We start from the raw sequence: 24,355 nt of genomic DNA on the forward strand, positions 1-24,355 counted from the left end.
CCCGCCCGGCCCCCACCGGCCCGGATACGGTGGCCTCATGGCCAATCCGACCCGCTGGGCGACCGACACCGGTCCCGAGCACTCACAGTGGTATATCGACCGGTTCCGCAAGCTCGTGGCCGAGGGTGCGGACCTGGCCGGCGAGGCCCGGCTGGTGGACGCCCTCGTCGCGCCCGGCTCCCGGATTCTCGACGCCGGCAGCGGCACCGGCCGCGTCGGTGCCGCGCTGGCCGAGCGGGGGCACACGGTGGTCGGGGTGGACGCCGACCCCACGCTTGTGGATGCCGCCCGCGCCGACTATCCCGGCCCGACGTGGCTGGTCGCCGACCTCGCCGAACTGGATCTGCCGGCGCTGGGTGAGGCAGAGCCGTTCGACGCGGCAGTGCTGGCCGGCAACGTGCTCGCCTTCGTCGCCGTCGGCACCGAACCGGAGGTACTGCGCCGGGTGGCCGCACACCTGCGACCCGATGGCGTGCTGACAGTGGGCTTCGGCACCGAGCGCGGCTACCCGCTGACCGCGTTCGACGCCGACGCGGTGGCCGCCGGGCTGCGGGTGGAGCAGCGCTTCGCCACCTGGGACCTGCGCCCCTGGCGCGACGACGCCCCGTTCGCGGTCACCGTCCTGCGCCGCCCGGCCGACTGACACCGACGGGGCCACCTCACCCTCAGTCCGGGGCGGCGACGGCGCGGGCGGCGGCCGGGTCGAGGGTGGCACCGGCGGGCACCAGGCTGACCAGCCCGGCCGGCAGCCGCACCGGTCGCACGTCGCGGTAGCCGAGCATCGGGAGCACCTCCCGGTCGGCCAGCACGTACCGTCGGCCCAGGTCGGTGACCACAGAGACCGCGCCACCGGTCGCGCCGGGCGCCGCCGCGGCCTCGACCACCGCGCCGCGGCCCGGCTCGACCACCACGTGGTCGGCCAGCACCGCGCCACCGGTCGGCGCAGTGCGGGGCACGGCCATCAGGTCCCGCAGCGGTACGCCAGAGCGCACCGCACCAACCCCGCCGTCGTCGCCGATGCGGGTGCAGAGCGCGCCGCCCTCGTTGGCCGCGAGCCGGGGCGGAACCGGTGGCGGGGCATTCGGGCCGGTCGGGGCGAGATCGGGCACCGTGGGCAACGCGGCGAACCGGCCCAACGTCATCGACGCCGGCGCGACCTGCCCGGTGCGGGCCAGCAACAGCCCCGCCTGCAACTCGGTGATGCCGGCCAGGCCGCCGTCGAGCGCCACCGCGTACTGCCGGCCGCCGCCGGAGTTGCTCACCAGGTAGACCGTGCCGACCGTGGCACCCGCCACCCGGGTGGCGGGCCGACCCAGCGCGGGCAGGTCGAGCGGGGCGAGGTCGGCACCGGCGGGCAGCGAGTTGAGCAGGGCCGGCGCCACCGGGACCGCCTGGGCCCGGGTGGTGGCGAGCGCCGCCAGCACCCGGCTGGGATCACGGACGAGATAGCGCCGCTGGTGCCAGACCAGGTGCAGCCCACCGTCGGGATGGCGCAGCAACAGCGCGTCGTCGCCCAACGGCCGACCGCCGTCGGGCTCGGTGCCGATCAGCACCGCGGAGCGGGGCGCCTCGACGCCCGCGCCGGCCGGGCCCGTCGAGCAGACCGTCCACGCCGTGGCGGCCAGCCGGCCCGGGGCGGGCAGCGAGTCGGGTGCGTCGGCGATGCCCAACGGCAGCCCGCGCGGGACACCATCGATCGTGCGGCGGGACACCAGGACGGTCTTCGACCGGTCCGCGCCGACGATGAGCAGCGCCGAGGCGTAGTTGAGCACCGGGTGCAACTTCTGCTCGCGATAGACGAACCGGGCGCCGGACTCCTTCTCCACGATCACCGCGCCCGGGTCGCGCCACCCCTTGCCGCCGCCGGCGAACAGGCCGTAGAGGGCGAAACCACCGAGCAGGATCGCCGCGACCAGGACGCTTGCCAGGCCGGCGCCGGCCAGCCGCCGAAACGGCGACTGCACGGGGTCGGTCTCCCGCATGACCAGGGCGGCGACTGCCCGCTGGACGCTGAACTGGTAGGAGTGCAGCTGGTCCTGCCGCGACGGCATGGGTCCCCTCCGGTGGATCGGCCGGGCACAGGATATGCGCTGCGTCGACGTCCCGTGGACCCTGCGTGGCCGCCCGTCGCGGGGCAACCGCTACCATCCGTGGACGAATCCGGCGGCGAGAGGGCACCCGTGGGCGCGCGTTTCGAAGAGCTGGCCTGGCGGGAGACTCCGATCGGCGCGATCAGTCTGCGCCGACGGCGGGACCCGGCACTCCAGGTCGAGGTGTACGAGGTCAAGCTCGACGACGAGTACCTGATGTCCAGCCTCTTCCCGGTCGCGGAGATCGAGCTGGCCCGGTTGGGTCTCGCCGAGGTGGCCGGTGACTCCCTCGACGTGGTGGTGGGCGGTCTCGGGCTGGGCTACACCGCCTGCGCGGCGCTGGGCGACCCCCGGGTGCGCTCCCTGTTCGTGGTGGAGGCGATCGAGGACGTGATCGACTGGCACCAACGAGGGTTGCTGCCGTTCGCGGCGGGGCTCGCCGAGGACCCTCGGACCCGCTTCGTGCAGGCCGACTTCTTCGCGGCGGTGGCCGGTGACACCGGTTTCGACACCGAGGTGCCCGGACGGCGGTTCGACGCCGTGCTGCTCGACGTCGACCACTCCCCGCGCAACGTCCTGCACCCGAGCCACGCGGCGTTCTACCCGCCGGCCGGGTTGCGCCGCCTGGCCGCCCTGCTACGCCCCGAGGGCGTCTTCGCGCTCTGGTCGGACGACCCGCCGGACGCCGAGTTCACCGCCGCGCTCACCGAGGTGTTCGCGAGCGTACGCGCGCACGTCGTGCCGTTCGCCAATCCGCTGACCGGCGGGGAGTCGGCCAACACCGTCTACGTGGCGCGCACCGGCAGCTGATCGACTTCGGTACGCCGCTCGCGCATGGTGTCGACCGGACGGGGAACGAGAAGCCGGGGCCGGCCGCACCAGGCGCGGCCGGTTACGGGAGGTCGACATGCGTGCACTGCTCTGGGTTGTCGGCGTGGTCGCCGGTGTGCTGATCCTGCTCGGGTTGCTCCTCGAGGCGGTCCGCTGGCTGATCATCATCGGTGTGATCGCGCTGGTGATCGTGATCGTCTGGGGTGTCGTGAAGGGGCGGCAGGCCATGAGCCACCCGTCCCGCCGACGGTGACGGGCGGCGCCGGTCAGAACCAGTCCGGGCGCATGTCGAGGGTCGTCCGATCCCGGCTGGCCAGCAGGTCGAACTGCGGGCCGGTCCGGGGCAACTCGACGGTGAAGAAGTAGCGGGCGGCCTGCCGCTTGCCGGCGTGGAACGCGTCGCCGGCCCCCTCCGGCGGCAGCGCCAGCACCTGCTCCAACCACATCCAGGCGATCACCACGTGCCCGACGGCCTCCAGGTAGGCGCTGGCGTTGGCCAGCGCGAGCACCGGGTCACCGTCGGTCCACAGTCGACGGGTGACCGCGGTGACCCGGTCCACCGCGGCGGCCAACCGGTCGGCCAGCTCGGCCGCCTCTCCCCCGGCCTTGCGGGCCCGCTCGACCGTGTCACCGATCGTCGTGGTCAGCAGGGCGAGACCAGCGCCGCCCTGCATGGTCATCTTGCGCCCCAGCAGGTCCAGTGCCTGGATGCCGTGGGTGCCCTCGTGGATCGGGTTGAGCCGGTTGTCGCGGTAGTGCTGCTCCACGTCGTGGTCGCGGGTGTAGCCGGCGCCGCCGAGCACCTGGATCGCCAGGTCGTTGGCGGCGAGGCACCACTGCGACGGCCAACTCTTGGTGATCGGGGTGAGCACGTCCAGCAACAGGTGCGCGCGCTCGCGGTCGGCCTCGGCCGGGGCGGTCTTCTGCTCGTCGAGCAACCGCGCGCAGTAGAGCACCAGCGCCAGCGACCCCTCCACGTAGCTCTTCTGCGCCAGCAGCATCCGTCGTACGTCCGGGTGGTCGATGATCGGCACCTGCGCGGCGGCCGGGTCCTTCGCGCCGACCGGGCGGCCCTGCGGCCTCTCCTTCGCGTACGCCAGGCTCTTGAGGTAGCCGGTGTAGCCCAGCGCGGTGGCACCCGCCCCGACCCCGATGCGGGCCTCGTTCATCATGTGGAACATCTGTGCCAGACCCTGGTGCGGCGCGCCGACCAGGTGTCCGACCGCTCCGGCGCGGCCCGCGGGGGTGTGCGCCCCGTCGCCGAAGCTGAGCAGGGCGTTGGTGGTGCCCCGGAACCCCATCTTGTGGTTGAGCCCGGCCAACACCACGTCGTTGCGCTCGCCGAGCGACCCGTCCGGGCCGACCAGCACCTTGGGCACGATGAACAGCGAGATGCCCTTGACCCCGGGCGGGGCGCCGGGGATGCGGGCCAGCACCAGGTGGACGATGTTCTCGGCCAACTCGTGGTCGCCGCCGGAGATCCACATTTTGGTGCCGAAGAGCCGGTACGTGCCGTCCGCCTGGGGTTCGGCGCGCGTGGTGATGTCGGCAAGTGAGCTGCCGGCGTGCGGCTCAGACAGACACATGGTGCCGAAGAACCGACCGTCCAGCATGGGCCGGACGTACGTGTCCACCTGATCGGGGCTGCCGTGCGCCAGCAACAGGTTGGCGTTGCCCAGGGTGAGGAACGGGTACGCCGAGGTGGCCACGTTGGCGGCCTGGAACCAGGTGAAGCAGGCCGCCGCAACCGCGTGCGGCAGTTGCAGGCCACCGACCGTGGCGTCCAGCCCGGCGGTGAGCAGGCCCGTCTCGGCGAAGCTGTCCAACGCCGCGCGGACCTGCGGGATCAGCCGCACCCGCTGCCCGTCGAAGGTGGGCTCGGCGAGGTCGGCGGCGCGGTTGTGCGGGGCGAACTGCTCGGTTGCCACCCGCTCGGCGAGGTCCAGGGCGTCGTCGAAGGTCTCCCGGGAGTGCTCCGCGTAGCGGGGACGCTCGACGAGTTCGGACACCCGCAGCCACTCGTGCAGCAGGAAGTCGAGGTCACGGCGGGAGAGCAGGGTGGATGGCACGGCACTCCTCAGCGGGCACAGGGGCGGGGCGGGCCGGGGCGACGGCCCACGGTCGCCCCGGCCCATCCTGGCCGATCGACCGGGCGCACACCACCGGCCGGGGTCGGGTTCGACGAGCGGAACTTGTCACACCGACCGACTAACGTCGTTGCCCGTGATCGCGCCCGGAGACGTCCCGCCCGAGGTCCTCGACCGGCTGCGGCCGATCTATCTCCTGAAGGCGCGTGAGGTACAGGACGAAAATGCGGTGTCTGCCAGTGCGAGTGTCACCTGAGTCGGCCATGAACCCATGGCAGGCTGTGGTCGTGCTGCTTCGGTACAACTACCGCGTCTATCCGACGTCTGGTCAGCAGGATGCGTTGGCGCGGGCGTTCGGGTGTGCGCGGGTGGTGTTCAACGATGGGCTGCGCGCTCGTCAGCAGGCGCGGGAGGCTGGCCTGCTGTACGTGACGGACGCCGAGCTGTCCCGGCAGGTCAAGGCGGCGAAACTCACTCCGGAGCGTGCGTGGTTGGGTGAGGTGTCGTCGGTGGTGTTGCAGCAGGCTCTCGCGGACCTGAACACCGCGTACCGCAACTTCTTCACCTCGATCAACGGTAAGCGCAAGGGCCGTAAAGTGGCTCCGCCTCGGTTCCGGTCGCTTAAGGACAACCGGCAGGCCATCCGGTTCACGGCCAACGCCCGGTTCAAGGTGCTGGACAACGGGCGGCTCAGGCTGCCGAAGGTCGGCGACGTGCAGGTGCGTTGGTCGCGGACGCTGCCCGCTGTGCCGACGTCGGTGACGGTTATCCGGGACGCGGCGGGTCGGTACTTCGCGTCGTTTGTCGTGCAGACCACGGATCAGCCGCTGCCGTCGGCCGCGTCCGAGGTGGGTATCGACCTGGGCCTGACGCATTTCGCGGTCATGTCCGACGGTACGAAGGTGACCGCGCCGAAGTTCCTGCGTCGCGCGGCACGCAAGCTGAAGCGGTTGCAGCAGGACCTGTCCCGCAAGACCAAGGGCAGCAACCGGCGTAAGAAGGCCGTGGTGAAGGTTGCCCGCGCCCATGCGCGGGTGGCCGACACCCGGCGGGACTGGCAGCACAAGCTGTCCACGGCGATCATCCGCGACAACCAAGCGGTGTACGTCGAGGACCTGTGCGTGAGCGGGCTTGGCCGCACGCGGCTGGCGAAGTCGGTGCACGACGCCGGGTGGACACAGTTCACGACCATGCTGGAATACAAGGCTGCCCGGTACGGGCGCACCTTCGCTCGGGTGGACCGGTTCTTCCCGTCCACCCGGATGTGCTCGGACTGCGGCCGGATCACCGACAAGATGACGCTGAACGTTCGTGCGTGGGTCTGCCCGTGTGGCAGTCACCACGACCGGGACGTGAACGCCGCCAGGAACATCAGGGCCGCCGGACGGGCGGACCTCAACGACCGTGGAGCGCAGGTAAGACCGGCATCCGTGCCGGCACCGCGCAGCGAAGCGGTAACCCACCGGGAGCCTGCCCCTTCGGGGGCATAGCAGACCGGAATCTCCGCCCTACAGGGCGCAGAGGACGTCAATGCGTGATGGCCCCGAAGCGGCTCGCCGCCCGGGTCGGCCCCCCGGCACCGCCGACCGGCTGAGCACCGAGGGCGCCCTTGCATCGGCTGAGCGCCGGCGGCGTCCCGCGACCGGCGGTTTCGGCCGGCACGCTCCGGGAATACCGCGCGGGATGGCCGCAGCCGCCGGTTATCCGGCTGAAGCCGAGGCGCCGCCGGGCGGGTGAGGAGCAGGTCGATGTCGTCGCTGCCCACCGAGGAGGATCACCGGTTGACGCCGGTGCTCCAGGAAGACCGGGTGTTCACGGGCGTGACCACGGTGCGCGGGCGGGTGTTCCTGAGCTACCCGTCGGCGGATCGGCCCGGCGTGCAGGTGGTGGAGGCGCTGCCGGACGGCCGTCGTCTCCCGTACCCCGACGGCGCGTGGAACCGCGCTGACCATCCGCCGAGCGGGGCGTTCGTGCACGTCAACGGGTTGCGCGTCGGCCCGGACGGCCGGTTGTGGATCGTCGACTCGGGTTCGCCGCAAGTCGGCGGCGCGCAGGTGCCGGGCGGCGCTCGGCTGATCGTTGTCGACCCGGACGACGACCACGTGAAGCGGGTCTACCACCTCGACGAGGCCGTGCACCCGGGCAGCTACATCGACGACGTCCGCTTTAACGGCCGGGTGGCGTACCTCAGTGACGCTGGAGCGGCCGGCCTCATCGTGCTCGATCTCGACTCGGGTCGGTCCCGGCGCGTGCTGGACGGGCATCCGAGCACGGCGGGCGGCCCGGTCATCGCCGACGGGCGAGCGCTATGTGACCCGGACGGCGCCGAGGTGCGCCTGCACGTCGACCAGCTGGAGGTGTCGCCGGACGGTCGCTGGCTCTACTACCAGCCGGCCTCCGGCGGGATGTCCCGGATCGCCACCCGTTGGTTGGACGACGCGTCGGTGTCCGCCGACGAGATGGCCCGGAGGGTCGAACGGTGGTGCGACACGCCCAGCACCGGCGGCACGGCCATCGACGCCACCGGCACCATCTACCTCAGCGACCTGGAACGGCGGCGCGTCCTCGTCCTCGCACCCGACCGCAGCGTGCGTACGCTCGTCGGCGACCCCCGGCTGGCCTGGGTGGACGCGATGTGGCTCGACGCCGAGGCCCGGCTGTGGATGCCGGCGGCCCAGCTGCACCTGACCGCCGGGCTCAACGGCGGGCACGCCGCTGTCGACTACCCGGTCCAGATCTTCCGGATGCCGGTCGACGTCGGGCCTCCCCCACTGGACCACGCCTGAGCGGGCACTCCCGCGCCCGCGGCTTCGCGGCGGTGATCTCCAGGCCCAGGGTCCGGAATCCCGGTGGAACGGGTGCGGTCCGATGGTTGAAGATCGCAGGGTGTCCATTCCCGCCCGTCAGATCCGTGCTCGTTACTCGGCCGACACGATCACCGTGTACCAGGCGTACCCGCCGGAGATCGCGCTTCCGGCGGTGGCCGCCGGTCGCTTCGTGGCCCCCTTCAAGCGGGAGCGGATGACCTGGATCAAGCCGTCCTTTCTGTGGATGATGTACCGCTGCGGCTGGGCCACCAAGCCCGGGCAGGAGCGCGTGCTCGCCATCGACATCACCCGGGAGGGCTTCGAGTGGGCGCTGGCGCGAGCCTGCCTGAGTCACTACGACCGGGGCCTGCACGGCGATCGGGCGACGTGGTCGCGACAACTCAGGGCCAGCCCGGTACGGGTGCAGTGGGATCCGGAAAGGACACTGCACCTGAACGCGTTGCCGCACCGGTCGTTGCAGGTCGGGCTGTCCGGCGAAGCCGTCGCCAGGTACGTCGACGACTGGCTGGTCAGCATCACCGACGTCACCTCCACCGTCCACCGGGTACGGGACCTGGTGCGGGCAGATGACGTGCCGGCGGCGACAGCTCACCTGCCGGTCGAACGAAGCTATCCACTGCCGACCGAGATCGCGGCTCACCTCGACGCCAACAGGTGACGCTTCGCCATCAACGGCCTCGGGTGTCACGCGCCGCACCGAGCGGCATGTTGCCGTCCTCGATATCCTGCCGTGCATGCACCGGAGCCGCGTGTTCGCGCTGCTGATCGACGCCCCGGAGGCCGAGGCCGCCCGGTCGGCGGAGTTCTGGTCGGCGGCGCTCGGCGTCGGCACCCGGTCCGATCCGGCCGAGCCGCAGTTCGTCGGCCTGCACGAGGCACTGCCGGGGCTGGTCACCGCGGTCCAGGCGGTCGATGACGCGCCGCGCTTCCACCTGGACATCGAGACCGACGACGTGCCAGCCGAGACCGCGCGGTTGACGGCCCTGGGCGCCACCGAGGTGTCACAGTGGCTGGAGTGCCGGGTCCTGCGGGCCCCCGGCGGCCACCTGCTCTGTGTGCTTCCGGTGGCGAGTCCACCTGAGGTGTTCGCCGCCGAGGCCCGCACCTGGTCGTGACCCGCCGACCTGTCGCAGGTCGGCGTTAGGCTCCCGGCCATGGCTGAATTCGTGTTGGTGGCGGGGGCGTGGCTGGGGTCGTCGGCATGGGACGAGGTGCTGCCGCCACTGCGGGCGGCCGGGCACGGCACCCACCCGCTGACCCTCTCCGGCCTCGCCGACAAGCGGGATGCGCCCGCCGGGCAGCAGACCCACGTGCAGGACATCGTCGACGAGATCGAGCGTCGCGACCTGCGCGACGTGGTGCTGGTCGGGCACAGCTACGCGGGCATCCCGGTGGGTCAGGCCGCCGAGCGGATCGGTGACCGGTTGACCCGGGTGGTCTTCGTCGATTCGGAGGTGCCGGTCGACGGTGAGTCGTTCGCGTCCGGATGGTGGCAGGGCCAGGCGGCCTTCGAGGCGCAGATCGCCGACAACAACGGCTACTGGGCTCCGCTCGGTGCTGCCGACTTCGACGGTCAGGGTCTCACCGATGAGCAGATCGCGCGCCTGGTCGACAGTTCCACTCCGCACCCGGGTGCCACGTTGACCGAGCCGGCCGTGTTGAGCCGGCCACTGGGTGAGCTGCCGACCACGTACGTCAAGTGCCTGCTCGACGGGCCGGAGCCCAACGACACGGTGGCCAAGCTGCTGACCAGCGAGCACTGGCGACTGGTCACGATGGCCACCGGCCACTGGCCGATGTTCTCCCAGCCCACCGAGCTGGCCCGGATGCTGTTGGCGGAGGCTGCCTGACCGGCGGTGGCCTGGGTCGCAGGCCCAGGCCAGCCGCACGCCCGTAGCCTTCAGGCCGCGTCGAGGGTTCTGATGTGGCGCACCGGCGACGCGACCAACCACAGCACGGCGAGCACGCCACCCAGGCCGGCGATGACCAAAGTGGGCCGCAGGCCGATGGTGGTGCCCAACGCACCGCCGACCAACGCGCCGAGCGGTCGGATGCCGTAGTTGACGGCGCTGTACGCGCCGGCCCGGCGTCCTCGCGCGTCGTCAGGTGTCACGGCGGTGAGGAGGGCGTTGAGGTTCACGTCCATCAGCATCACCCCGACGCTGGAGACCAGCTCGATGGCCGCCAGCATGGCCACCTTCGTCCAGGTGGGTCCGGACACCAGCGCGGTCAGCGCCAGCGGCGCGGGGAAGAGCACCACGCCGATCATGGCGGTGCGGCCCAGACCGATCGCGCGCGAGATCCGCGGAGCGAGCGCCGCGCCCGCGAACCCGCCGAGTGCTCCGAACCCGAAGGCGATGCCGATCGCGCCGGCCGACAGGTCGAGTTCGCGGCTGGCGTAGAGCACCAGCAGCGCGCTGGCGATGAAGGTGAAGAAGTTGACAGTGCTGGTGCAGCCGAGGGCGGCCCGCAAGACCGGGTGCCGCAGCACCAGCACGAGCCCTTCGCGGACCAGCCCGAGCGTGGACGTCCGACGCGGCGGGGGCGGCGGCTCGGTCACCGGGATGCGACTGAGTAGTAGCGCGGAGCCGAGGAAGCTGACCGCGTCGACGACTATCGCGACCGGCGCGCTGAGCGCCTGGACCAGCCCACCGCCGACGGCCGGGCCGGCGATGAAGGACAGCGACCGGCTCATGCTCAGCTTGCTGGTGGCGTCCACGTACGCCGATCGTGGCACCAGGGCGACGAAGAACGCCTGACGCGCCATGGCGAAGAGCACCGCTCCGAAGCCGGTGAGCAGTGCCACCAGGTAGAGCTGGGTGAGGGTGATCGCGTCGAACAGGTAGGCCACCGGCAGGCTGAGCAGCACCGCGGCGCGGATCAGGTCCGCGATGATCAGGAGTCGCCGCTTGTGGGTGCGCTGGTCCACCCAGGCGCCCAGGAACAGGCCCAGCAGGTTGGGCAGCCAGATCAAGGCGGTGAGGACGCTGACCTGCACGGGTGTGGCGGTGAGCAGGGTGACGGCGATCAGCGGCAGGGCCAGTTCGCTGATCCGATCGCCGAACTGGGAGATCGTCTCGCTGATCCAGAAAGTGCGGAAGCGCCGGTCGCGGTGCAGGGCCGGCGGGAGCCCGGTGTCGGTCTCGGTGGGGACGTCGGTGGCGGTCATGACGCGGCCGGGTCGTCGTCGCCGGGTTCGGGCAGCAGGTACCGCAGCATCCGGATGATCCGCGCGTCGGCCGGGGCCGACTCCTCCTTGCGCCGCACGTACGGGGCGATCAGCTCCTCAATGGACTCCTCCAGTTGCCGCAGTTCGTCAGCGGTGGCCACGAACCGGGTGTCGGCCATGCCGGCCAGCGCGCGCCACTCGGGGTCCAGCCGGGGCTCCTCATGCAGCAGCCACTGCTGGGGTGCGTCGGCGTTGCGGGCGAACATCTCGCCGCGCAGCTGCTGGCTGGCGGACTGCCCCTCGGTGCCCTCGGGCATCGTGAAGCGGAAGCCTCGGGCTACCGCCTGCCACCAGCGTTCCCGCTTGCTGGTGGCGCCATCCCAGTCGGTGACCAGGCCGAACGTCGCGAGGTGCCGCAGGTGCCAGCTGACCACCGACGGTGTGGCGCCCACGTGCGGTGAGAGCCCGGTGGCCGTGGCCGGACCGTGCCGCTGAAGGTGCTCCAGGATCGCCAGCCGGACCGGGTGGGCCAGCGCCCGCAGCGCCTGCGGCTCGGTGATCTCGAAATCCCCGTACGGATTCTTGAGAGACATGTTTCGAGAGTAGTCTCTCAGATCGGATCGGGGCAACCCCGAGCCGCCGCCGGGGGCTTTGATCAGGCGATGCCCAACCGCGCCAACGGCTCGACCAGTTCCCGCTCCTCGTAGCTGAGGTGCGACAGCAGGGCGTCGGTGAGCAGGTCCACCGCGGCCCGCAGCTCGGCGAGACCGTCCGGAGACCCGACGTACGCGACCAGGGCCCGGTCGACACCCTCCAACACGTCGTGGATGACGTGATGCTCCTGCTCCAGCCTGTCGACCACCGGGCCGAGTCGGGGGTCCCGCGCCCGCAACCGGGGAAAGAACGACTGGTCCTCGATCGTGTGGTGGGTGGTGACGATGCGGCAGTACGACTCGCAGTAGACACCGAGCGTCCACCGGTTCTGTCGCATGGTCATCGTGTTGATGTGGGACCGGGCCGCGCCGGCGTCGATCTCGCCGGCCGCCACCTGCTCGATGAGGTCGTGAATCTGGGCCAACTCGGCGCGCAGGCCGTCGTGGATCTGCACGAGGTGCGCGCCGGTGGCCTGCTCCTGCGGGGTGTACGTGCGCTCCGGGTCGGGCACGGGCCCGGTCGGCCGGGTCGACTCGTCCCACACTTCCTGCTCGCTTCGCCGTACACCGTCGTCGGGGGTCGGCACCACGGCGAACGCGCCGCCGGTGGCGGTGGCGCGGCTCGCCCGGACCGGCGGCGCAGCGACCGGCTCCGGCTGTGCCGGCATACGTTCCGGCTCCGGCTGTGCCGGCGTACCGGCCGCAGCCGCGCCCCGGTCACGTTCGGCCGCGACCAGCTCGCGGACGGCGGGGGCCACCTCGCCGGCGAACCGGCGCAGGTCGTCGGGGTCGTCGCTGCCGAGGATGAAAGTGCCGACGCCCTCCTCCAGAGCCAGCTCGGCCAGCTCCTCGGCCCACTGTTCGGCCGGCCCGTCCAGCGGGCCGCGGCCGACGGCCGAGAACTGGCCGCTGATGTTGAGCAGCCGACGCACGTCCTGCGGGGACCTGCCGGCCTGCTGCGCGGCATCGTCGATGATCGCGTTGCCCCTGGCCAGGTCACCGGGCTGGAGGTAGCCGAGCGAGGGCAGCCAGCCGTCGGCCCGACGACCGGTGAGCTGGAGCATCCGGGGTTTGTACGCACCCAGCCAGATCGGCGCCGCGTGGGCCGGAGCGGGCCCACGCTTGGCGCCCACCACCCGGTAGAACTCGCCGTCGACCCGCACTCCGCCGCGCGTCTCGACGTCCCAGAACTGACGGATGACCGCGATGGCCTCCTCCAGCGCTCGCACACCCTGGGCGGGGGTCAACCGCCGGCCGCCCATCGCCTCGATGGCATCCCAGAACGCTCCCGCCCCGAGGCCGAGGCCGACCCGGCCGCCGCTGAGCAGGTCCAGGCTGGCCACGCTGCGGGCGAGCACCGCCGGCGGACGCAGTGGCAGGTTCGTCACGTTCGCCGCCAGGTGCACCCGGCTGGTGCGGGCCGCCACGAAGCTCAGCAGCGTCCAGGTGTCGAGGAACGCAGGCTGGTACGGGTGATCCTGAAAGGTGACCAGATCCAGCCCGACCTGCTCGGCCAGGACGGCGACGCCGACCGTACGGTCTGGATTGCCAGCGCTTGGCGTGACGAAGGATCCGAAGACCAGGTCGTGGCCGTAGTCGCTCATCTGCGAGCCTCCCGCTTCCCCCGACGCGTCGGACGATGCGTCGTGACCTTAACCTTATGCCACACAGAACATCTGCTGCCAACAAGGTCTGGCCCACTGCGGTATTGTCGGGGGATGACGGGTGCCACTCACCGGCCGGACCGGCCCGATCCGCTCGACGACGACCTGGGCTGGATGCTCGGGATCGTCTTCCGCGGCTACGTCCGGGCGGCCGAGCACGCCCTCACCGACTTCCCCGGCGGCCCGCGCGGCTACCAGTTGCTCACCGCGGCGGCCAACGGGCCGGCTCGAAACCAGGGCGCGATCGCCGAGGAGATCGGCATCGACCGCACCGTCCTCACGTACCTGATCGATGACCTGGAGCGGCCCGGGTTCGTCGCCCGGCGCGCGGACCCGGGCGACCGACGCAACCGGCTGATCGAGGTCACCGACACCGGTCGTGCCGCCTGGGAGCAGCGGCGGTTGGCGCTGCGGCAGGTCGAATCGCATCTGCTGGGGGCGCTCACGCCGACCGAGTCGGCGACGCTGCGGTCACTGCTCCAGAAGGTCGCCTGTTCGACCCAGGCGGTGGACCCGCTGCGCGACCTCTGTGAGGTGGTGACGCAGGTGCAGGCCGACCCGGCGGCACCCGTTGCGCGCCCGACCGGCGCCGCGGCGGCGCGAAGCGGCCGAACCGCCACCCCCCGAGCCCGCCGCCGCAGCGCCGACTGACCTGCCGATACGGCAGGACGGGCCCGCCCCGCACCACCCGACGTCGTCCGTCGAGCGGTGCCGGACCGGCCCGCGACATCCCTACCGCACGTGCACGAACACCGGGTTCGAGTAGAACCACAGGTCGTCCCACGGGCTCTCCAGCCCGTCGGCGAGCGGCTCGGCCTCGTCGGTGCTGGTGCCCCGCACCCGCGCGTAGGTGTCCGCCTCGACATTGCGCAGGGTGTGCCGGATGACGTAACTGTCGCCCTGCCGCCGCCAGTCCCGCGGGCCGAACCGGGCCGCCACCTTTGTGGTGGGGTTGGTGTCGGCGTCCAGGTTGGCGCTCGGGCCGGTGATCTGGCCGACGATCAGGTCGACCCGACGGACCTCGGGCCGGTCGCCGTTCGCGTTCACCCCACCCAACGGGCGGAACGTGATCTCGATCTCGACATCGGTACGGTTCCGACGGCTCACCGTGATCGTCTCGCCCACCTCGGCGGTCCGGCCCTGGGAGGTGGCGGTGACGTCGAGGCTGCGGATCAGGTCACCGGTGGTGACCCAGATCCGGCCGTTGCGCAGGCCGTCCATGATGTCGCCGTAGTCCTGGCGGGCGTGCACGTACGTCTTGCTGTACTCGCCCGGCCAGAAGTCGGAGCCACCACGGGTCCAGTGCACGTGCGAGTCCGAGGTCGCGGTGATCCACCAGCGCCGACCCTCGCCGAGCAGCGAGTCCCACATTCCGCCGACCCGGGCGGTCATCTGGTCGAAGCCGCCGTAGGTGGGGTGGTTGCCGTAGCCGCCCCGCTTGCCACCGTTGAGCGGGCCGGCCTGGTGGCCGGGCGCGCCCTCGAAGCCGATGTAGACGTCCGGCGCGGCGTTGTTGCCGTTGCGGAACTCGCGCGGGGTGTCCTGACCGTAGACGCCGAGACCGGGCGCCGAACGGGACGTGTGGTGGGCGATCACCAGCGGCTTGTGCGGCATGCCCCGGGCGACCTTGAGGAACTCCACCATCCTGGCCTCGGTGTCGCGGGCCGGATCGGTGGGGAACGCGTCGTACTTGGCGAACCGGCTCTCCAGCTCGAAGAGCTGCTTCGCCTCGTCGTCGTGGCGCGGGATCATCAGCGTGTGGTGGTCCAGCGAGGGCGCATCGAACTCCATGCCCCAGAACTGGAGCACCTCGGGGACCAGCTTGCGCGACCGCAGCAGGTCGGGGTACGCCTGCTCGATGTTCACCTTCGAGTGGGTCGGCCCACCATGGTCGGTGCACATGGCCCAGGTCAGTCCGAAGTTCTTCGCCATGATGGCGTTGGTGACGATCGGGTAGACCGCGTCCGCGCCCTTGTGGAAGACGATCGGGGACTTCGTGGTGTCGAACTCGCCGCTGTACTCGGAGTGGATGTGGTGGTCACCCGCACGCCACGCCCGGTTCTTGGAGTTACCCCGGTCGGTCTTGTCGTCGTCACCCGGGCGGCGGTCCTCGTCGGCCCACGCCGCTCCGGCGCCGACCAGCGGGCTGGCAGCGGCCAGCGTCGCGCCGACGCCCGCGTACTTGACCAGCTTGCGCCGGGACAGCTGCGCGTGCTCGGTCTCTTCGGGATGCTTGTCTCTCACGTGAGAGCCTCTCCTCGATCAAGCGAATGCTCTTTCGATCAAGGAGCCTCGGAGAGGGCGGTGAACAGCCGCCGTACGCAGCGGGTGCCCCCGATGAACACCCTGCTCCGACCCGTAGGGAGCGCGGCCGGGGCAGCAGCGGGTCACCCCGCGACCGCGCGCAGTGCCCGATCAGGACCGAGGCCGGCCGGGTCAGGGCACCTGCCGGGTGTCCCGGGCCGTGCGGCCGGCCGACCGGGCGGCCGGCCCGGTCAGATCCGGGCACGTGGCAGCCAGCCCAGGAATCGGAGCCGGACCCGAGGCAGCGGCAGTGCCGGCAGGTCCTGGGCGGCGGCGACGAGGCAGGAGCCGAGATAGACCGCGAGGGAGGCGCGCGCTCCACCGAACTCGGCGAGCAGTTGGCTCTGCTTGGTGGCGCAGGGCCACTCGCGGCCGCACCCGGTGCAGGTCCAGCTCGGCGGGTTGGGGAGGTGCTCTGGCAGCTTGGCGCGGCGGTACCGACCGACGACGCTGTTGTCCGAGCGCACGTCGCGTCGCCGTGGCGCGGGGCCCTCGTTGCGGTGGGCCACCGGACGGGCACCGGGCAGGTAGCGCCCGACGGTGCCGAAGAGCACCCCGACGCGGATCAGGGCGTCCGGTCCGACGTGCTGGGTCAGCAACGCGGTCATCAGGTAGTGCCCCAGCAGGTCGAAGGCGTCACGGTGCAGACCCAGGTCGCGGCAGAGGTCGACGAACTCCGGCGTGGTCAGCGGCACCCGGTCGGCGAGTGCGCGGCGCAGCACCGCACGCAGCCCACCGCCGAGCCTCGCCAGCGCATCACCCTCACCCAGACCCAGGCTGTCCTCGTCGGCCACCCGGGCCAGTGCCTCGGCCACGGCCAGCCGAACGACGCGGTCAGGATCAGTAGCGTCCAACGTTTCCCCCTTCCGTGGGCCGGTCTCCCGGCAGTGACCCGGTCGCCCCCAGACGAATCATGAACAAGATTTCGCTGTCGGCCACGAGGGTGGCTAGGACAGCAGACGTAGAACCATTCGGCGCGCTAGCCGGAAAACGAAGTCGAGCTGCCGACACACCGCATTGATTCGCGGGACGGCACGTCGGTGATTGTCGTATGGTGACATTCCCATCTACAGATATTGCGCCTCAGCGTCACCGAATGGTCAGACCAGATCCGACGCCCGCACCCGGTCGCTGCCGTCCCGCTCGCGACGTTCCACTTCACCGCACCGCCGGCAACCACGTGCCGGGTCACCGCCGAGCACCCCGGCACGGCCCGACCCTGCCGCCGGCACCCGTTCCACGACCCGGCGGCACCTCCACCGGACGGAGACAGCGGATGACGTCATCGCCAGTGCAGACCCACCAGTTCGACAGCCGTGACCCGGCGGCCATCCAGGAATTCCTGTCCGCCACGTACGACCCGAAGCTGCGCATTCAGAGCAGGAACGGATACCGGCTCACCCATCAGCGCATGGACACCGGCCCCTTCGCCATCGCGACCACCCGTCAGACCGGACACCTGCAGATCGATGCCAGTACCCTCGGCGGGCTGGTCATCGGTAGTACCCGCACCGCCCGCGTCGATCGCTCCTGTGCCGGATCGGCTCACCGGTTCGGCCCCGGCGACGTCTTCCTCGTCACCAGGCCGGAGGAGCCCTGCGCCGTCCGCTGGCATCCCGGCGAGGTGGAGCTCTGCATACTGGACCTGTCGGTGCTGGCGCAGGTGGCCACCACCGCGCCGGCCCGCCGGCCCGGTCGGATCCAGTTCACCGAGCTCGGTGCCACCAGTACGGCCCTCGCCCGGCAGTGGCGCAACACCACGAGTTTCGTCCGCGACGTCGTGTTGAACAGCCCGACCGCCGGGGCGCAGTCGCTGGTGATCGGCAACGCCGCCCGGATGCTGGCCGCGGCGGCGCTCGCGGTATTCCCCAACACCGCGTTCACCGAACCGACCGCCGCGGACCGGAACGACGCCACCACCGCCACGCTGCGCCGGGCGATAGCGTTCCTGGAGGAGCACGCCGACCGGGACATCAGCGCGGTCGACATCGCCAGCGCGGCCGGCGTCTCCCTCCGGGCGGTGCAACTCGCCTTCCGCCGTCATCTCGGCACCACTCCCATGGCCCACCTGCGTCGGATCCGGCTCGTTCGGGCACACCACGACCTGGTACGCGCCGACCCACGCCAGGAGACGGTCTCGGCGATCGCCAGTCGGTGGGGGTTCGCCAGCCACAGCAGGTTCACCGCGCGATACCACGCCAGCTACGGTGTGCCGCCACGCGAGACGCTGCACACCTGAGGCACGGATGGCCCGCCTCCGCTGACCGGGCGGGTGCAGGACGCCGATCAGCGTTGACCGACGTTCGCCGGTCTAGCCCTGGTCGCGCTCGCGGCTGTCGCGGGCGGTCTGCAACTCGGGCACCGAGGCCTCCAGCAGATCGGCGAGGCCACGCAGTTGCTCGGCGACCCGGGCGCCGAGGGGGGTCAGCGAGTATTCGACGCGCGGCGGGATCGCGGTGAGCACCTCGCGGGTGAGCATTCCGTCCCGTTCGAGGGTCTGCAGGGTCTGGGAGAGCATCCGCTCGCTGACGCCGTCGATGCGGCGGCGCAGCGCGTTGAACCGGTAGCGGCCCTCGCCGAGCGCCAACAGGGCCAGCGAGGCCCACTTCGAGGTGACATCCTCGAAGGCCGCACGGGAGGTGCACCCCCGCGCGAAGACATCGCTGACGAATTCCTGGGTAGGCCCCGCCGGGTCCTGGGCCGGCATGTCGCTCACCTCACCAGCCTATCCCACGCCACTTCTTGGTTAGTACTATAGATTCGTAAGTGCTTACTGGTTTGCCACTACCCTCCGGAGGTTTCCATGCCCACCTATGCCATCACCGGCGCCACCGGCCGGCTGGGCCGCCTGGTGATCGAGCAGCTGCTCGACAGCGGCGTACCCGCCGTCGAGATCGCCGCCATCGTGCGCAGCCCGGAGAAGGCCGCCGACCTGGCCGCACGCGGGATCGAGATCCGCAAGGCCAACTACGACGACCCGTCGACGCTGCCCGGCGCCGTGGCCGGCGTACGCCGCCTGCTGCTCATCTCCGGCGACACTCCCGGTCAGCGCGTCGCGCAGCACACCGCGGTCATCGACGCCGCCAAGCTCGCCGGGGTGGAGCGCCTCGTCTACACCAGCATCCTGAAGGCCGACACCACCGCGAACCCGCTCGCTCCGGAGCACAAGGCCACCGAGGAGGTTCTCGCCGCGTCCGGTCTGGCCCACACGGTGCTGCGCAACAGCTGGTACATCGAGAACTACACCGACCAGCTGCCGCAGTACCTGGGGTCCGGCACGATCCTCGGCGCCACCGGCGGCAGCAAGATCTCCGCCGCGACCCGGGTCGACTACGCCGGGGCGGCCGTGGCCGCGCTGACCCGCGCGGAGGACGGCAACGCCGTCTACGAACTGGGCGGCACCGCGTTCACCTTCGACGAGCTGGCCGAGGCCGTCACCGAGGTGACCGGCACCACAGTCGTCCACCAGGACATGTCCGCCGCCGAGCTGGCCTCGGCCCTGGAGAACGTCGGCCTGGACGCGGGCACGGCCGGTTTCGTCGCCGCGCTCGACCACTCGATCGCCAACGGCGAGCTGGCGACCGACAGCGACGACCTCAGCCGGCTGCTCGGCCGGCCGAGCATTCCGCTGCGCGACGCCATCCGGGCCGCGCGGGCCTGACCCGGGGTCATCGCCGGAGCGGGCGACGGGGGCCCCGGTCGCCGTCGCCCGCCACGCGGTGCAGCTGGACACGTATCCTCGACGGCATGCTCAGGCACGTCGATGAACAGCTCTGCCGGCACCCCGCGCGGTCCGACCTGGACACTCCGGCGTCGGCCCGGTGAGCGACGGCGACTTCGTCGTCCGCGCCGCCGTGCCGGAGGACGACCCCGAGCGGGTCTTCGACGTGCTGTGGCAGCTCGCTCCCGACGACGCACGGCCGGACGCCACCCGGCTGGCCACCGCCTGGCCCGCCCTGCACGCGCAGGCTGGCCGGCGCCTCCTGCTGGCCGTCGCCGGGGACACCTTCGTGGGCACCGTGGACACCCTCGTCGCCCCGAACCTCACCCACGGCGCGCGACCGTACATGCTGGTGGAGAACGTGGTGGTCGCACCCGGATGGCGCCGTCGTGGGGTCGCCCGGGCCCTCATGCTCGCGGCGCTCGACGACGCGGCGGCGGCCGGCTGCTACAAGGTCCAACTGGTGTCGAACGCCGCGCGCACCGAGGCCCATCGGTTCTACGCGTCAATCGGCTTCGCGCAGTCCGCTGTCGGTTACCGCCGATATCTCACCGCCGTGCCGTGACACCGGGCGCGGGCACGCTCCAGCGCCCGGCCGACCGCTCCGCCCGGGGCGCCGGTCCGGAGGGCTGACTGAACGCCGATCTTGGCTAGGCTGATGGGCATGCCCGCACACCATCCGCACCGCCACCACGACGGCCGGAGGTGGGCCCCCGCCGCCGTGCGCCCGATCGAGCCGGCCGGCTGGTGAGTGACGCACCCGTGCCCGCCCCGCGGGGTGGGCCGTCCACACCACCGCGGCACCGCTCGGGTTGGACCGACCGTTGCGACCGACTCGCCCGGTCCCGCCCCTTCGAGATCGCCATCGTCGTGGTCATCCTCGCCAACGGCATCGTTCTCGGCCTGGAGACGTACGACGACCTGAGCCCGGCGGGCACCGCGCTGCACGGGCTGGAGCTGTTCTTCCGGGCCGTCTTCGTCGTGGAGATCGCCGTCCGGCTGGCCGCCTACGGCAGGCGCCCACAGGACTTCTTCCGACACGGCTGGAACGTCTTCGACTTCGTGGTGATCGCGGCGATCTTCATTCCGGGCCTGCACGGCGACCCGGCGCTGCTGCGGGTCGTGCGGGTCGCCCGGATGGTTCGCCTGGTGCGGTTCTCGCCGGGTCTGCGGACCATCGTCTCCGCGCTGTGGCGCAGTCTGCCGGGCGTCACCGGGTTCCTCGCTCTGGCCGTGGTGACGCTCTACGTGTACGGCATGGCCGGCTGGCTGATCTTCGGCAACAGGTATCCGGAGGAGTACGGCGACATCGGCCGATCGCTGCTGACGTTGTTCGTGCTGTTGTCGCTGGAGACGCTGCCGGACCTCATCGAGCAGGGCATGGCGATCTCGCCGTGGACGCTGCTCTACTACGTCAGCTACGTGGTCATCACCGTCAACCTGCTGCTCAACATCCTCATCGCGGTCATCGTGAACTCCATGGAGGAGGCCCGCCGGTTGGAGATGACCGAGCGACTGGCCCCCGGGTACGACGAGGACGGCGACGGCGTACCGGACGAGGTGGACCGCATCGCGCTCACCCAACGGCTGGACGACCTGCGGGCGGTCATCACCGAGCTGGAACGGGAGCTGCGCATCGACCGGGACGACGGGCACGGCCGCCCCCTCCGGGACAACGCCCGCGTCAGACGGTAATCCGACGCTCGCGCTGAGTCTTCGGATTCGGATAGTGTCGGCGGCGGTCCCATCGGCCTTCGGAAGAGGTACCGGCGTGACGACACGTGTCGACAATGCCCAGACCGCCACCGATCCCACGGACACGCTCGGCACGGTGATCGACGACGTGATCCGCCCGAGGGCGCCGATCGTCGACCGGGACGGGGCCTTCCCCCGTCCGGGTGTCGACGCTCTCGCCGCGGCCGGCCTGCTCGGCCTGGCCTCCTCGACCGAGGTCGGTGGCGGCGGCCACGGCATGCGGGCGGTCGCCGAGGTCATCGAGCGGTTGGCCGCCGAGTGCGGGTCCACCGCGATGGTGGTTCTCATGCACTACGCGGCGACCGCCGTCATCGAGGCGCACGGCCCGCGCGACGTCCGCGCGGCCATCGCCGCCGGCGATCACCTCACCACCCTGGCGTTCTCCGAGTACGGCTCGCGCAGCCACTTCTGGTCGCCGACCGGCACCGCGACTGCCGCCGACGACGAAACGGTCCGCCTCGACGCCCGTAAGAGCTGGGTCACCTCGGCCGGCGAGGCCAACAGTTACGTCTGGTCGAGCCTTCCGCTGACCCCCGATGTCGGCCCGATGACGCTGTGGCTCGTGCCGGCCGACAGCGCCGGACTGAGCGTGACCGGAGACTTCGACGGGCTGGGCCTGCGCGGCAACGGCTCTCGCCCGATGACCGCCGACGGGCTCCGGGTTCCGTCGACGGCGCGGATGGCGGCCGACGGGGCCGGGCTCGACGCCGCGCTCGGCGCGGTCCTACCCTGGTTCCTGGTGCTCAACGCCGCCTTCTGCCTCGGTCTCGCCGACAGCGCGGTGGCCGAGGCCAGCCGACATCTCACCAGGACCACGCTCACGCACACCGGCGCCGCCCTGCGCGACTCGCCCGTCACCCGACGCGACCTGGCCCGGCTGATGATCCGCACCGACGCGCTGCGCACCTTCCTGGGCGACACGCTCACCGCGCTGGAGACCGGCCGCGCCGACGCGATGCTGCGGGTGCTGCAGGTCAAGGCGCTCGCCGGCGGGACCGTCGCCGACGTGACCGATGGCGCGATGCAGCTCTGCGGCGGCAGCGCCTTCCGCAAGGAGTTGGGCCTCGATCGTCGTTTCCGGGACGCACGCGCGGCGCGGGTGATGGCACCGACCACCGACGCGCTGCACGATTTCGTCGGCCGTGTCGCCACCGGGCTGCCGCTGTTCGACGAGGCCAACCGCTGATGCCCGCGCCAACCGTTCTGCTGGGCGCGGTCGCGTACGACCCGAAGGTGGTGACCATCTGGGAGGGCTTCCGCGCCTGGCTGCGCGGGCGGGGCCTGGACTTCGACTTCGTCCTGTACTCGCACTACGAACGACAGGTCGAGGATCTCGTCGCCGGGCGGATCGACGCGGCCTGGAACTCTCCCCTGGCCTGGCTACGGGCCGAGCGTTTGGCGGCCGCCAACGGCACGGCCGTCCGCGCGCTCACCATGCGCGACACCGACCAGGACCTCACCTCGGTCGTGGTGGTTCGCGCGGACTCGCCGGTACGCCAGATCGCCGACCTCACCGGACGGGTGGTCGCCGTCGGGGCGATCGACAGTCCACAGGCGACGCTGATTCCGCTGGGCCACCTCGCGGCTGCCGGGGCCGCTGTCGACGTACGCCGCTTCGACGTGGGTGTCGGCCTGCACGGCGACCACATCGGCGGCGAGCGCGACGCGGCCCGCGCCCTGGCGGCCGGGGAGGTCGACGCCGCCTGCATGATCGACGCCAACCATCTGGCGTTCGTTCAGGAGGGCACGTTGCCGCCCGAGGGCACCCGGATCGTGGCGCAGACCGCGCGCTACGACCACTGCAACATGACGGTCCGCGCGCCGGAGTCGGACGGCGTCCGCCTCTTCGGCACGCTGCTGCTCGGCATGTCGTACGCCGATCCGCAGGTGCGTCCGCTGCTCGATCTGGAGGGGCTGACAGCCTGGCGCGAGGGTCGCACCTCGGGGTATGGCGCTCTGGCCGAGGCGGTCGACGCCAGCGGCTTCTACTCCCCCGACGGGCGGGTGACGGCCACGGACTACCGGCCGTGACCGCGGCGCCGGTCGCCGAGGTCGACCTCGGTGACCTGGGTTTCGGCCGGGGTGCGCACCTACTCGTGCAACGCGCCCTGGCCGGGCTGCCGCCCGGCGGCCGGTTGGCGGTCTCCGGCCGCGACCCGGCGCTGCGCGTACACCTTCCTGCCTGGTGTCGTCGGCGGGGTCATCGGGTCGAATGGCCGGATCGAGGCGAGGCGAGCGACCTCGTCGCGGTGGTGGTCCGGGGGTCGGCGGACGACGACCGCTGGTTCGGCGCGGAGCGGGCCGGGCCGGCTCTGCCGTCGGCGCTCAGCAGCCGTCCGCCGGCGCGGTGGGGGCTCGGCGCCCGGGGCGCGCTCCTCGAAGCCGGTGGTCCCGAAGCCCGGTTCGACCTGGACGAGCGCGACCTGGTCTGGGCCGACATCGCCCCCCACCTGTACGCGCAGGCGGCCGCGCGACAGTGGGACCCGCAGACCGCGGTGCCGTGGGACGACAAGTTCGCGCTGCCGGCCGACGTCGAGGCCGCGGTGGTACAGGTGATGACCTACCTGGTCGAGAACGAGCAGGCCGCCCTCGTCGTACCGGCCCGGTTCGTGGGGCGCATCCATCCCCACTTTCGGGAGGTGGTGCAGCTCCTCGCCGTACAGATGGCCGACGAGGCGCGGCACATGGAGGTCTTCAGCCGGCGGGCGCTGCTGCGGGGCGCCGAGATGGGAACGTCATCCGCCGGCGGCCGGCAGTCGCTGTTCACGCTCGTCGCTGAGTCGGACTTCGCATTGGCGTCGTTCCTGCTCTCCGTGCTCGGCGAGGGCAGCTTCGTCGATCTGCTCTCGTTTCTGCACGAGTTCGCCCCGGACCCGGTGACGCGGCGGATCTGTTGGCTCGCCATGCAGGACGAGCGCAGGCACGTGGTGTTCGGCATGGCACACCTGGAGCATCAGGCGCAGCTGGATCCGCTGCTGCGGGACCGACTGCGGGCCGCCATCCACCGCCGCCACGACGCGCTCGTCGACACCGCAGGACTCAACGCGGACGTCTTCGACGCGCTGGTGGTGCTCGCGGCGGGTGGTTGGCATCCGAACGACGTGTCCGCCGGCTACGACCGGGTGCAGGCTCTGCAACACGCCATGGATCAGGGCCGTCAGCGCCGACTCGTCCGCCTGGGATTCCGCCCCGACGAGGCGGCGGCGCTCTCCGCCCTGCACACCCGCAACTTCATGTAGGCGAGCAGTAAAGT

The 24,355-nt window shown here is 71.6% G+C and carries 24 protein-coding genes; 16 read left to right on the plus strand and 8 right to left on the minus strand.

Annotated features, from left to right (window positions below; translation table 11 throughout):
• Positions 1-37: 37 nt before the first annotated feature.
• Positions 38-643 carry a class I SAM-dependent methyltransferase gene (locus IW248_RS11845; RefSeq protein ID WP_124821996.1) on the plus strand — a complete coding sequence of 202 codons (606 nt, stop codon included), beginning with the start codon at positions 38-40 and terminating at the stop codon, positions 641-643.
• A gap of 22 nt (positions 644-665) precedes the next feature.
• On the opposite strand, the gene eccB is transcribed toward IW248_RS11845, so the two are convergent.
• Positions 666-2,051, minus strand: coding sequence for a type VII secretion protein EccB (eccB, locus tag IW248_RS11850; protein WP_196927016.1), 1,386 nt, complete (start codon positions 2,049-2,051; stop codon positions 666-668).
• A 129-nt stretch (positions 2,052-2,180) separates the two neighbouring features.
• Here eccB and IW248_RS11855 point away from each other — a divergent pair, with 129 nt between their 5' ends.
• Together IW248_RS11855 and IW248_RS11860 are read left to right on the plus strand one after the other, a co-directional pair.
• Positions 2,181-2,900, plus strand: coding sequence for a polyamine aminopropyltransferase (locus IW248_RS11855; protein WP_196927017.1), 720 nt, complete (start codon positions 2,181-2,183; stop codon positions 2,898-2,900).
• A gap of 97 nt (positions 2,901-2,997) precedes the next feature.
• Entirely contained in the window at positions 2,998-3,174 is a 177-nt protein-coding gene (locus IW248_RS11860) for a hypothetical protein (protein WP_167493133.1), read from the plus strand.
• 13 nt (positions 3,175-3,187) lie between these two features.
• On the opposite strand, the gene IW248_RS11865 is transcribed toward IW248_RS11860, so the two are convergent.
• Positions 3,188-4,990, minus strand: coding sequence for an acyl-CoA dehydrogenase (locus tag IW248_RS11865; RefSeq protein ID WP_196927018.1), 1,803 nt, complete (start codon positions 4,988-4,990; stop codon positions 3,188-3,190).
• A 305-nt stretch (positions 4,991-5,295) separates the two neighbouring features.
• Here IW248_RS11865 and IW248_RS11870 point away from each other — a divergent pair, with 305 nt between their 5' ends.
• From IW248_RS11870 to IW248_RS11890, 5 genes are all read left to right on the plus strand, one after another.
• Entirely contained in the window at positions 5,296-6,498 is a 1,203-nt protein-coding gene (locus tag IW248_RS11870; RefSeq protein WP_196927019.1) for an RNA-guided endonuclease InsQ/TnpB family protein, read from the plus strand.
• Positions 6,499-6,756: 258 nt separating this feature from the next.
• Positions 6,757-7,794 (plus strand): SMP-30/gluconolactonase/LRE family protein, encoded by a 1,038-nt coding sequence (locus IW248_RS11875; protein ID WP_124822001.1) that lies wholly within the window; start codon positions 6,757-6,759, stop codon positions 7,792-7,794.
• Between the two features lie 100 nt (positions 7,795-7,894).
• Positions 7,895-8,494, plus strand: coding sequence for a DUF4291 domain-containing protein (locus IW248_RS11880; protein ID WP_196927020.1), 600 nt, complete (start codon positions 7,895-7,897; stop codon positions 8,492-8,494).
• A gap of 76 nt (positions 8,495-8,570) precedes the next feature.
• Positions 8,571-8,951: a VOC family protein gene (locus IW248_RS11885; protein WP_196927021.1), complete on the plus strand. Its 381-nt coding sequence runs from the start codon at positions 8,571-8,573 to the stop codon at positions 8,949-8,951.
• A 39-nt stretch (positions 8,952-8,990) separates the two neighbouring features.
• Positions 8,991-9,686 (plus strand): alpha/beta fold hydrolase, encoded by a 696-nt coding sequence (locus IW248_RS11890; protein WP_196927022.1) that lies wholly within the window; start codon positions 8,991-8,993, stop codon positions 9,684-9,686.
• A gap of 50 nt (positions 9,687-9,736) precedes the next feature.
• On the opposite strand, the gene IW248_RS11895 is transcribed toward IW248_RS11890, so the two are convergent.
• The 3 genes from IW248_RS11895 to IW248_RS11905 form a co-directional block, all read right to left on the minus strand.
• Positions 9,737-11,005, minus strand: a complete 1,269-nt coding sequence (locus tag IW248_RS11895; protein ID WP_196927023.1) for an MFS transporter — start codon at positions 11,003-11,005, stop codon at positions 9,737-9,739.
• Positions 11,002-11,598, minus strand: a complete 597-nt coding sequence (locus IW248_RS11900; protein WP_196927024.1) for an ArsR/SmtB family transcription factor — start codon at positions 11,596-11,598, stop codon at positions 11,002-11,004. Before IW248_RS11900 ends, IW248_RS11895 begins: the two co-directional genes overlap by 4 nt.
• Positions 11,599-11,660: 62 nt before the next feature.
• Positions 11,661-13,262 carry an LLM class flavin-dependent oxidoreductase gene (locus tag IW248_RS11905; RefSeq protein ID WP_196927025.1) on the minus strand — a complete coding sequence of 534 codons (1,602 nt, stop codon included), beginning with the start codon at positions 13,260-13,262 and terminating at the stop codon, positions 11,661-11,663.
• Between the two features lie 114 nt (positions 13,263-13,376).
• Between IW248_RS11905 and IW248_RS11910 the strand changes: the two genes are divergently transcribed.
• The gene (locus tag IW248_RS11910; protein WP_196927026.1) at positions 13,377-13,973 is read left to right on the plus strand and encodes a MarR family winged helix-turn-helix transcriptional regulator; all 597 of its coding nucleotides are present in this window, start codon (positions 13,377-13,379) and stop codon (positions 13,971-13,973) included.
• Between the two features lie 81 nt (positions 13,974-14,054).
• Here the strand turns inward: IW248_RS11910 and IW248_RS11915 are convergent, their stop codons facing one another.
• Together IW248_RS11915 and IW248_RS33030 are read right to left on the minus strand one after the other, a co-directional pair.
• A complete protein-coding gene (locus tag IW248_RS11915; RefSeq protein WP_196927027.1) occupies positions 14,055-15,566 on the minus strand; it encodes a CehA/McbA family metallohydrolase domain-containing protein in 1,512 nt (503 codons plus the stop codon).
• Between the two features lie 251 nt (positions 15,567-15,817).
• Positions 15,818-16,480, minus strand: a complete 663-nt coding sequence (locus IW248_RS33030) for a hypothetical protein (RefSeq protein WP_231396284.1) — start codon at positions 16,478-16,480, stop codon at positions 15,818-15,820.
• A gap of 422 nt (positions 16,481-16,902) precedes the next feature.
• On the opposite strand from IW248_RS33030, the gene IW248_RS11925 reads away from it, so the two are divergent.
• Entirely contained in the window at positions 16,903-17,865 is a 963-nt protein-coding gene (locus IW248_RS11925) for a helix-turn-helix transcriptional regulator (RefSeq protein WP_196927028.1), read from the plus strand.
• 72 nt (positions 17,866-17,937) lie between these two features.
• Here IW248_RS11925 and IW248_RS11930 read toward each other — a convergent pair whose 3' ends face one another.
• The gene (locus tag IW248_RS11930; RefSeq protein ID WP_196930147.1) at positions 17,938-18,333 is read right to left on the minus strand and encodes a winged helix-turn-helix transcriptional regulator; all 396 of its coding nucleotides are present in this window, start codon (positions 18,331-18,333) and stop codon (positions 17,938-17,940) included.
• A 96-nt stretch (positions 18,334-18,429) separates the two neighbouring features.
• On the opposite strand from IW248_RS11930, the gene IW248_RS11935 reads away from it, so the two are divergent.
• The 6 genes from IW248_RS11935 to IW248_RS11960 all read left to right on the plus strand — a co-directional run bounded on the left by IW248_RS11935 (position 18,430) and on the right by IW248_RS11960 (position 24,341).
• The gene (locus tag IW248_RS11935; protein ID WP_196927029.1) at positions 18,430-19,287 is read left to right on the plus strand and encodes an SDR family oxidoreductase; all 858 of its coding nucleotides are present in this window, start codon (positions 18,430-18,432) and stop codon (positions 19,285-19,287) included.
• 160 nt (positions 19,288-19,447) lie between these two features.
• Positions 19,448-19,912 carry a GNAT family N-acetyltransferase gene (locus tag IW248_RS11940; protein WP_196927030.1) on the plus strand — a complete coding sequence of 155 codons (465 nt, stop codon included), beginning with the start codon at positions 19,448-19,450 and terminating at the stop codon, positions 19,910-19,912.
• Positions 19,913-20,094: 182 nt separating this feature from the next.
• The gene (locus IW248_RS11945; RefSeq protein WP_196927031.1) at positions 20,095-21,042 is read left to right on the plus strand and encodes an ion transporter; all 948 of its coding nucleotides are present in this window, start codon (positions 20,095-20,097) and stop codon (positions 21,040-21,042) included.
• A gap of 76 nt (positions 21,043-21,118) precedes the next feature.
• A complete protein-coding gene (locus IW248_RS11950) occupies positions 21,119-22,288 on the plus strand; it encodes an acyl-CoA dehydrogenase family protein (protein WP_196927032.1) in 1,170 nt (389 codons plus the stop codon).
• Positions 22,288-23,133: a phosphate/phosphite/phosphonate ABC transporter substrate-binding protein gene (locus tag IW248_RS11955; RefSeq protein ID WP_196927033.1), complete on the plus strand. Its 846-nt coding sequence runs from the start codon at positions 22,288-22,290 to the stop codon at positions 23,131-23,133. The genes IW248_RS11950 and IW248_RS11955 overlap by 1 nt, the downstream gene beginning before the upstream one ends.
• On the plus strand, positions 23,130-24,341 hold the full coding sequence (locus IW248_RS11960) for a ferritin-like domain-containing protein (protein WP_196927034.1): 1,212 nt from the start codon (positions 23,130-23,132) through the stop codon (positions 24,339-24,341). Before IW248_RS11955 ends, IW248_RS11960 begins: the two co-directional genes overlap by 4 nt.
• The last annotated feature ends 14 nt before the right edge of the window (positions 24,342-24,355 follow it).

Origin of the sequence: Micromonospora ureilytica, from assembly GCF_015751765.1 — a bacterium.
Taxonomy (GTDB): Bacteria; Actinomycetota; Actinomycetes; order Mycobacteriales; family Micromonosporaceae; genus Micromonospora; species Micromonospora ureilytica.

What these genes read in the sequence shown, in the direction of transcription:
- IW248_RS11875 (WP_124822001.1), top strand. Translation starts at nt 6,757, where the DNA reads ATGTCGTCGCTGCCCACCGAGGAGGATCACCGGTTGACGCCGGTGCTC.
- IW248_RS11845 (WP_124821996.1), top strand. Translation starts at nt 38, where the DNA reads ATGGCCAATCCGACCCGCTGGGCGACCGACACCGGTCCCGAGCACTCA.
- IW248_RS11925 (WP_196927028.1), top strand. Translation starts at nt 16,903, where the DNA reads ATGACGTCATCGCCAGTGCAGACCCACCAGTTCGACAGCCGTGACCCG.
- IW248_RS11895 (WP_196927023.1), bottom strand. Translation starts at nt 11,005, where the DNA reads ATGACCGCCACCGACGTCCCCACCGAGACCGACACCGGGCTCCCGCCG.
- IW248_RS11955 (WP_196927033.1), top strand. Translation starts at nt 22,288, where the DNA reads ATGCCCGCGCCAACCGTTCTGCTGGGCGCGGTCGCGTACGACCCGAAG.
- IW248_RS11885 (WP_196927021.1), top strand. Translation starts at nt 8,571, where the DNA reads ATGCACCGGAGCCGCGTGTTCGCGCTGCTGATCGACGCCCCGGAGGCC.
- IW248_RS11910 (WP_196927026.1), top strand. Translation starts at nt 13,377, where the DNA reads ATGACGGGTGCCACTCACCGGCCGGACCGGCCCGATCCGCTCGACGAC.
- IW248_RS11900 (WP_196927024.1), bottom strand. Translation starts at nt 11,598, where the DNA reads ATGTCTCTCAAGAATCCGTACGGGGATTTCGAGATCACCGAGCCGCAG.
- IW248_RS11890 (WP_196927022.1), top strand. Translation starts at nt 8,991, where the DNA reads ATGGCTGAATTCGTGTTGGTGGCGGGGGCGTGGCTGGGGTCGTCGGCA.
- eccB (WP_196927016.1), bottom strand. Translation starts at nt 2,051, where the DNA reads ATGCCGTCGCGGCAGGACCAGCTGCACTCCTACCAGTTCAGCGTCCAG.
- IW248_RS11935 (WP_196927029.1), top strand. Translation starts at nt 18,430, where the DNA reads ATGCCCACCTATGCCATCACCGGCGCCACCGGCCGGCTGGGCCGCCTG.
- IW248_RS11905 (WP_196927025.1), bottom strand. Translation starts at nt 13,262, where the DNA reads ATGAGCGACTACGGCCACGACCTGGTCTTCGGATCCTTCGTCACGCCA.
- IW248_RS11930 (WP_196930147.1), bottom strand. Translation starts at nt 18,333, where the DNA reads ATGCCGGCCCAGGACCCGGCGGGGCCTACCCAGGAATTCGTCAGCGAT.
- IW248_RS11860 (WP_167493133.1), top strand. Translation starts at nt 2,998, where the DNA reads ATGCGTGCACTGCTCTGGGTTGTCGGCGTGGTCGCCGGTGTGCTGATC.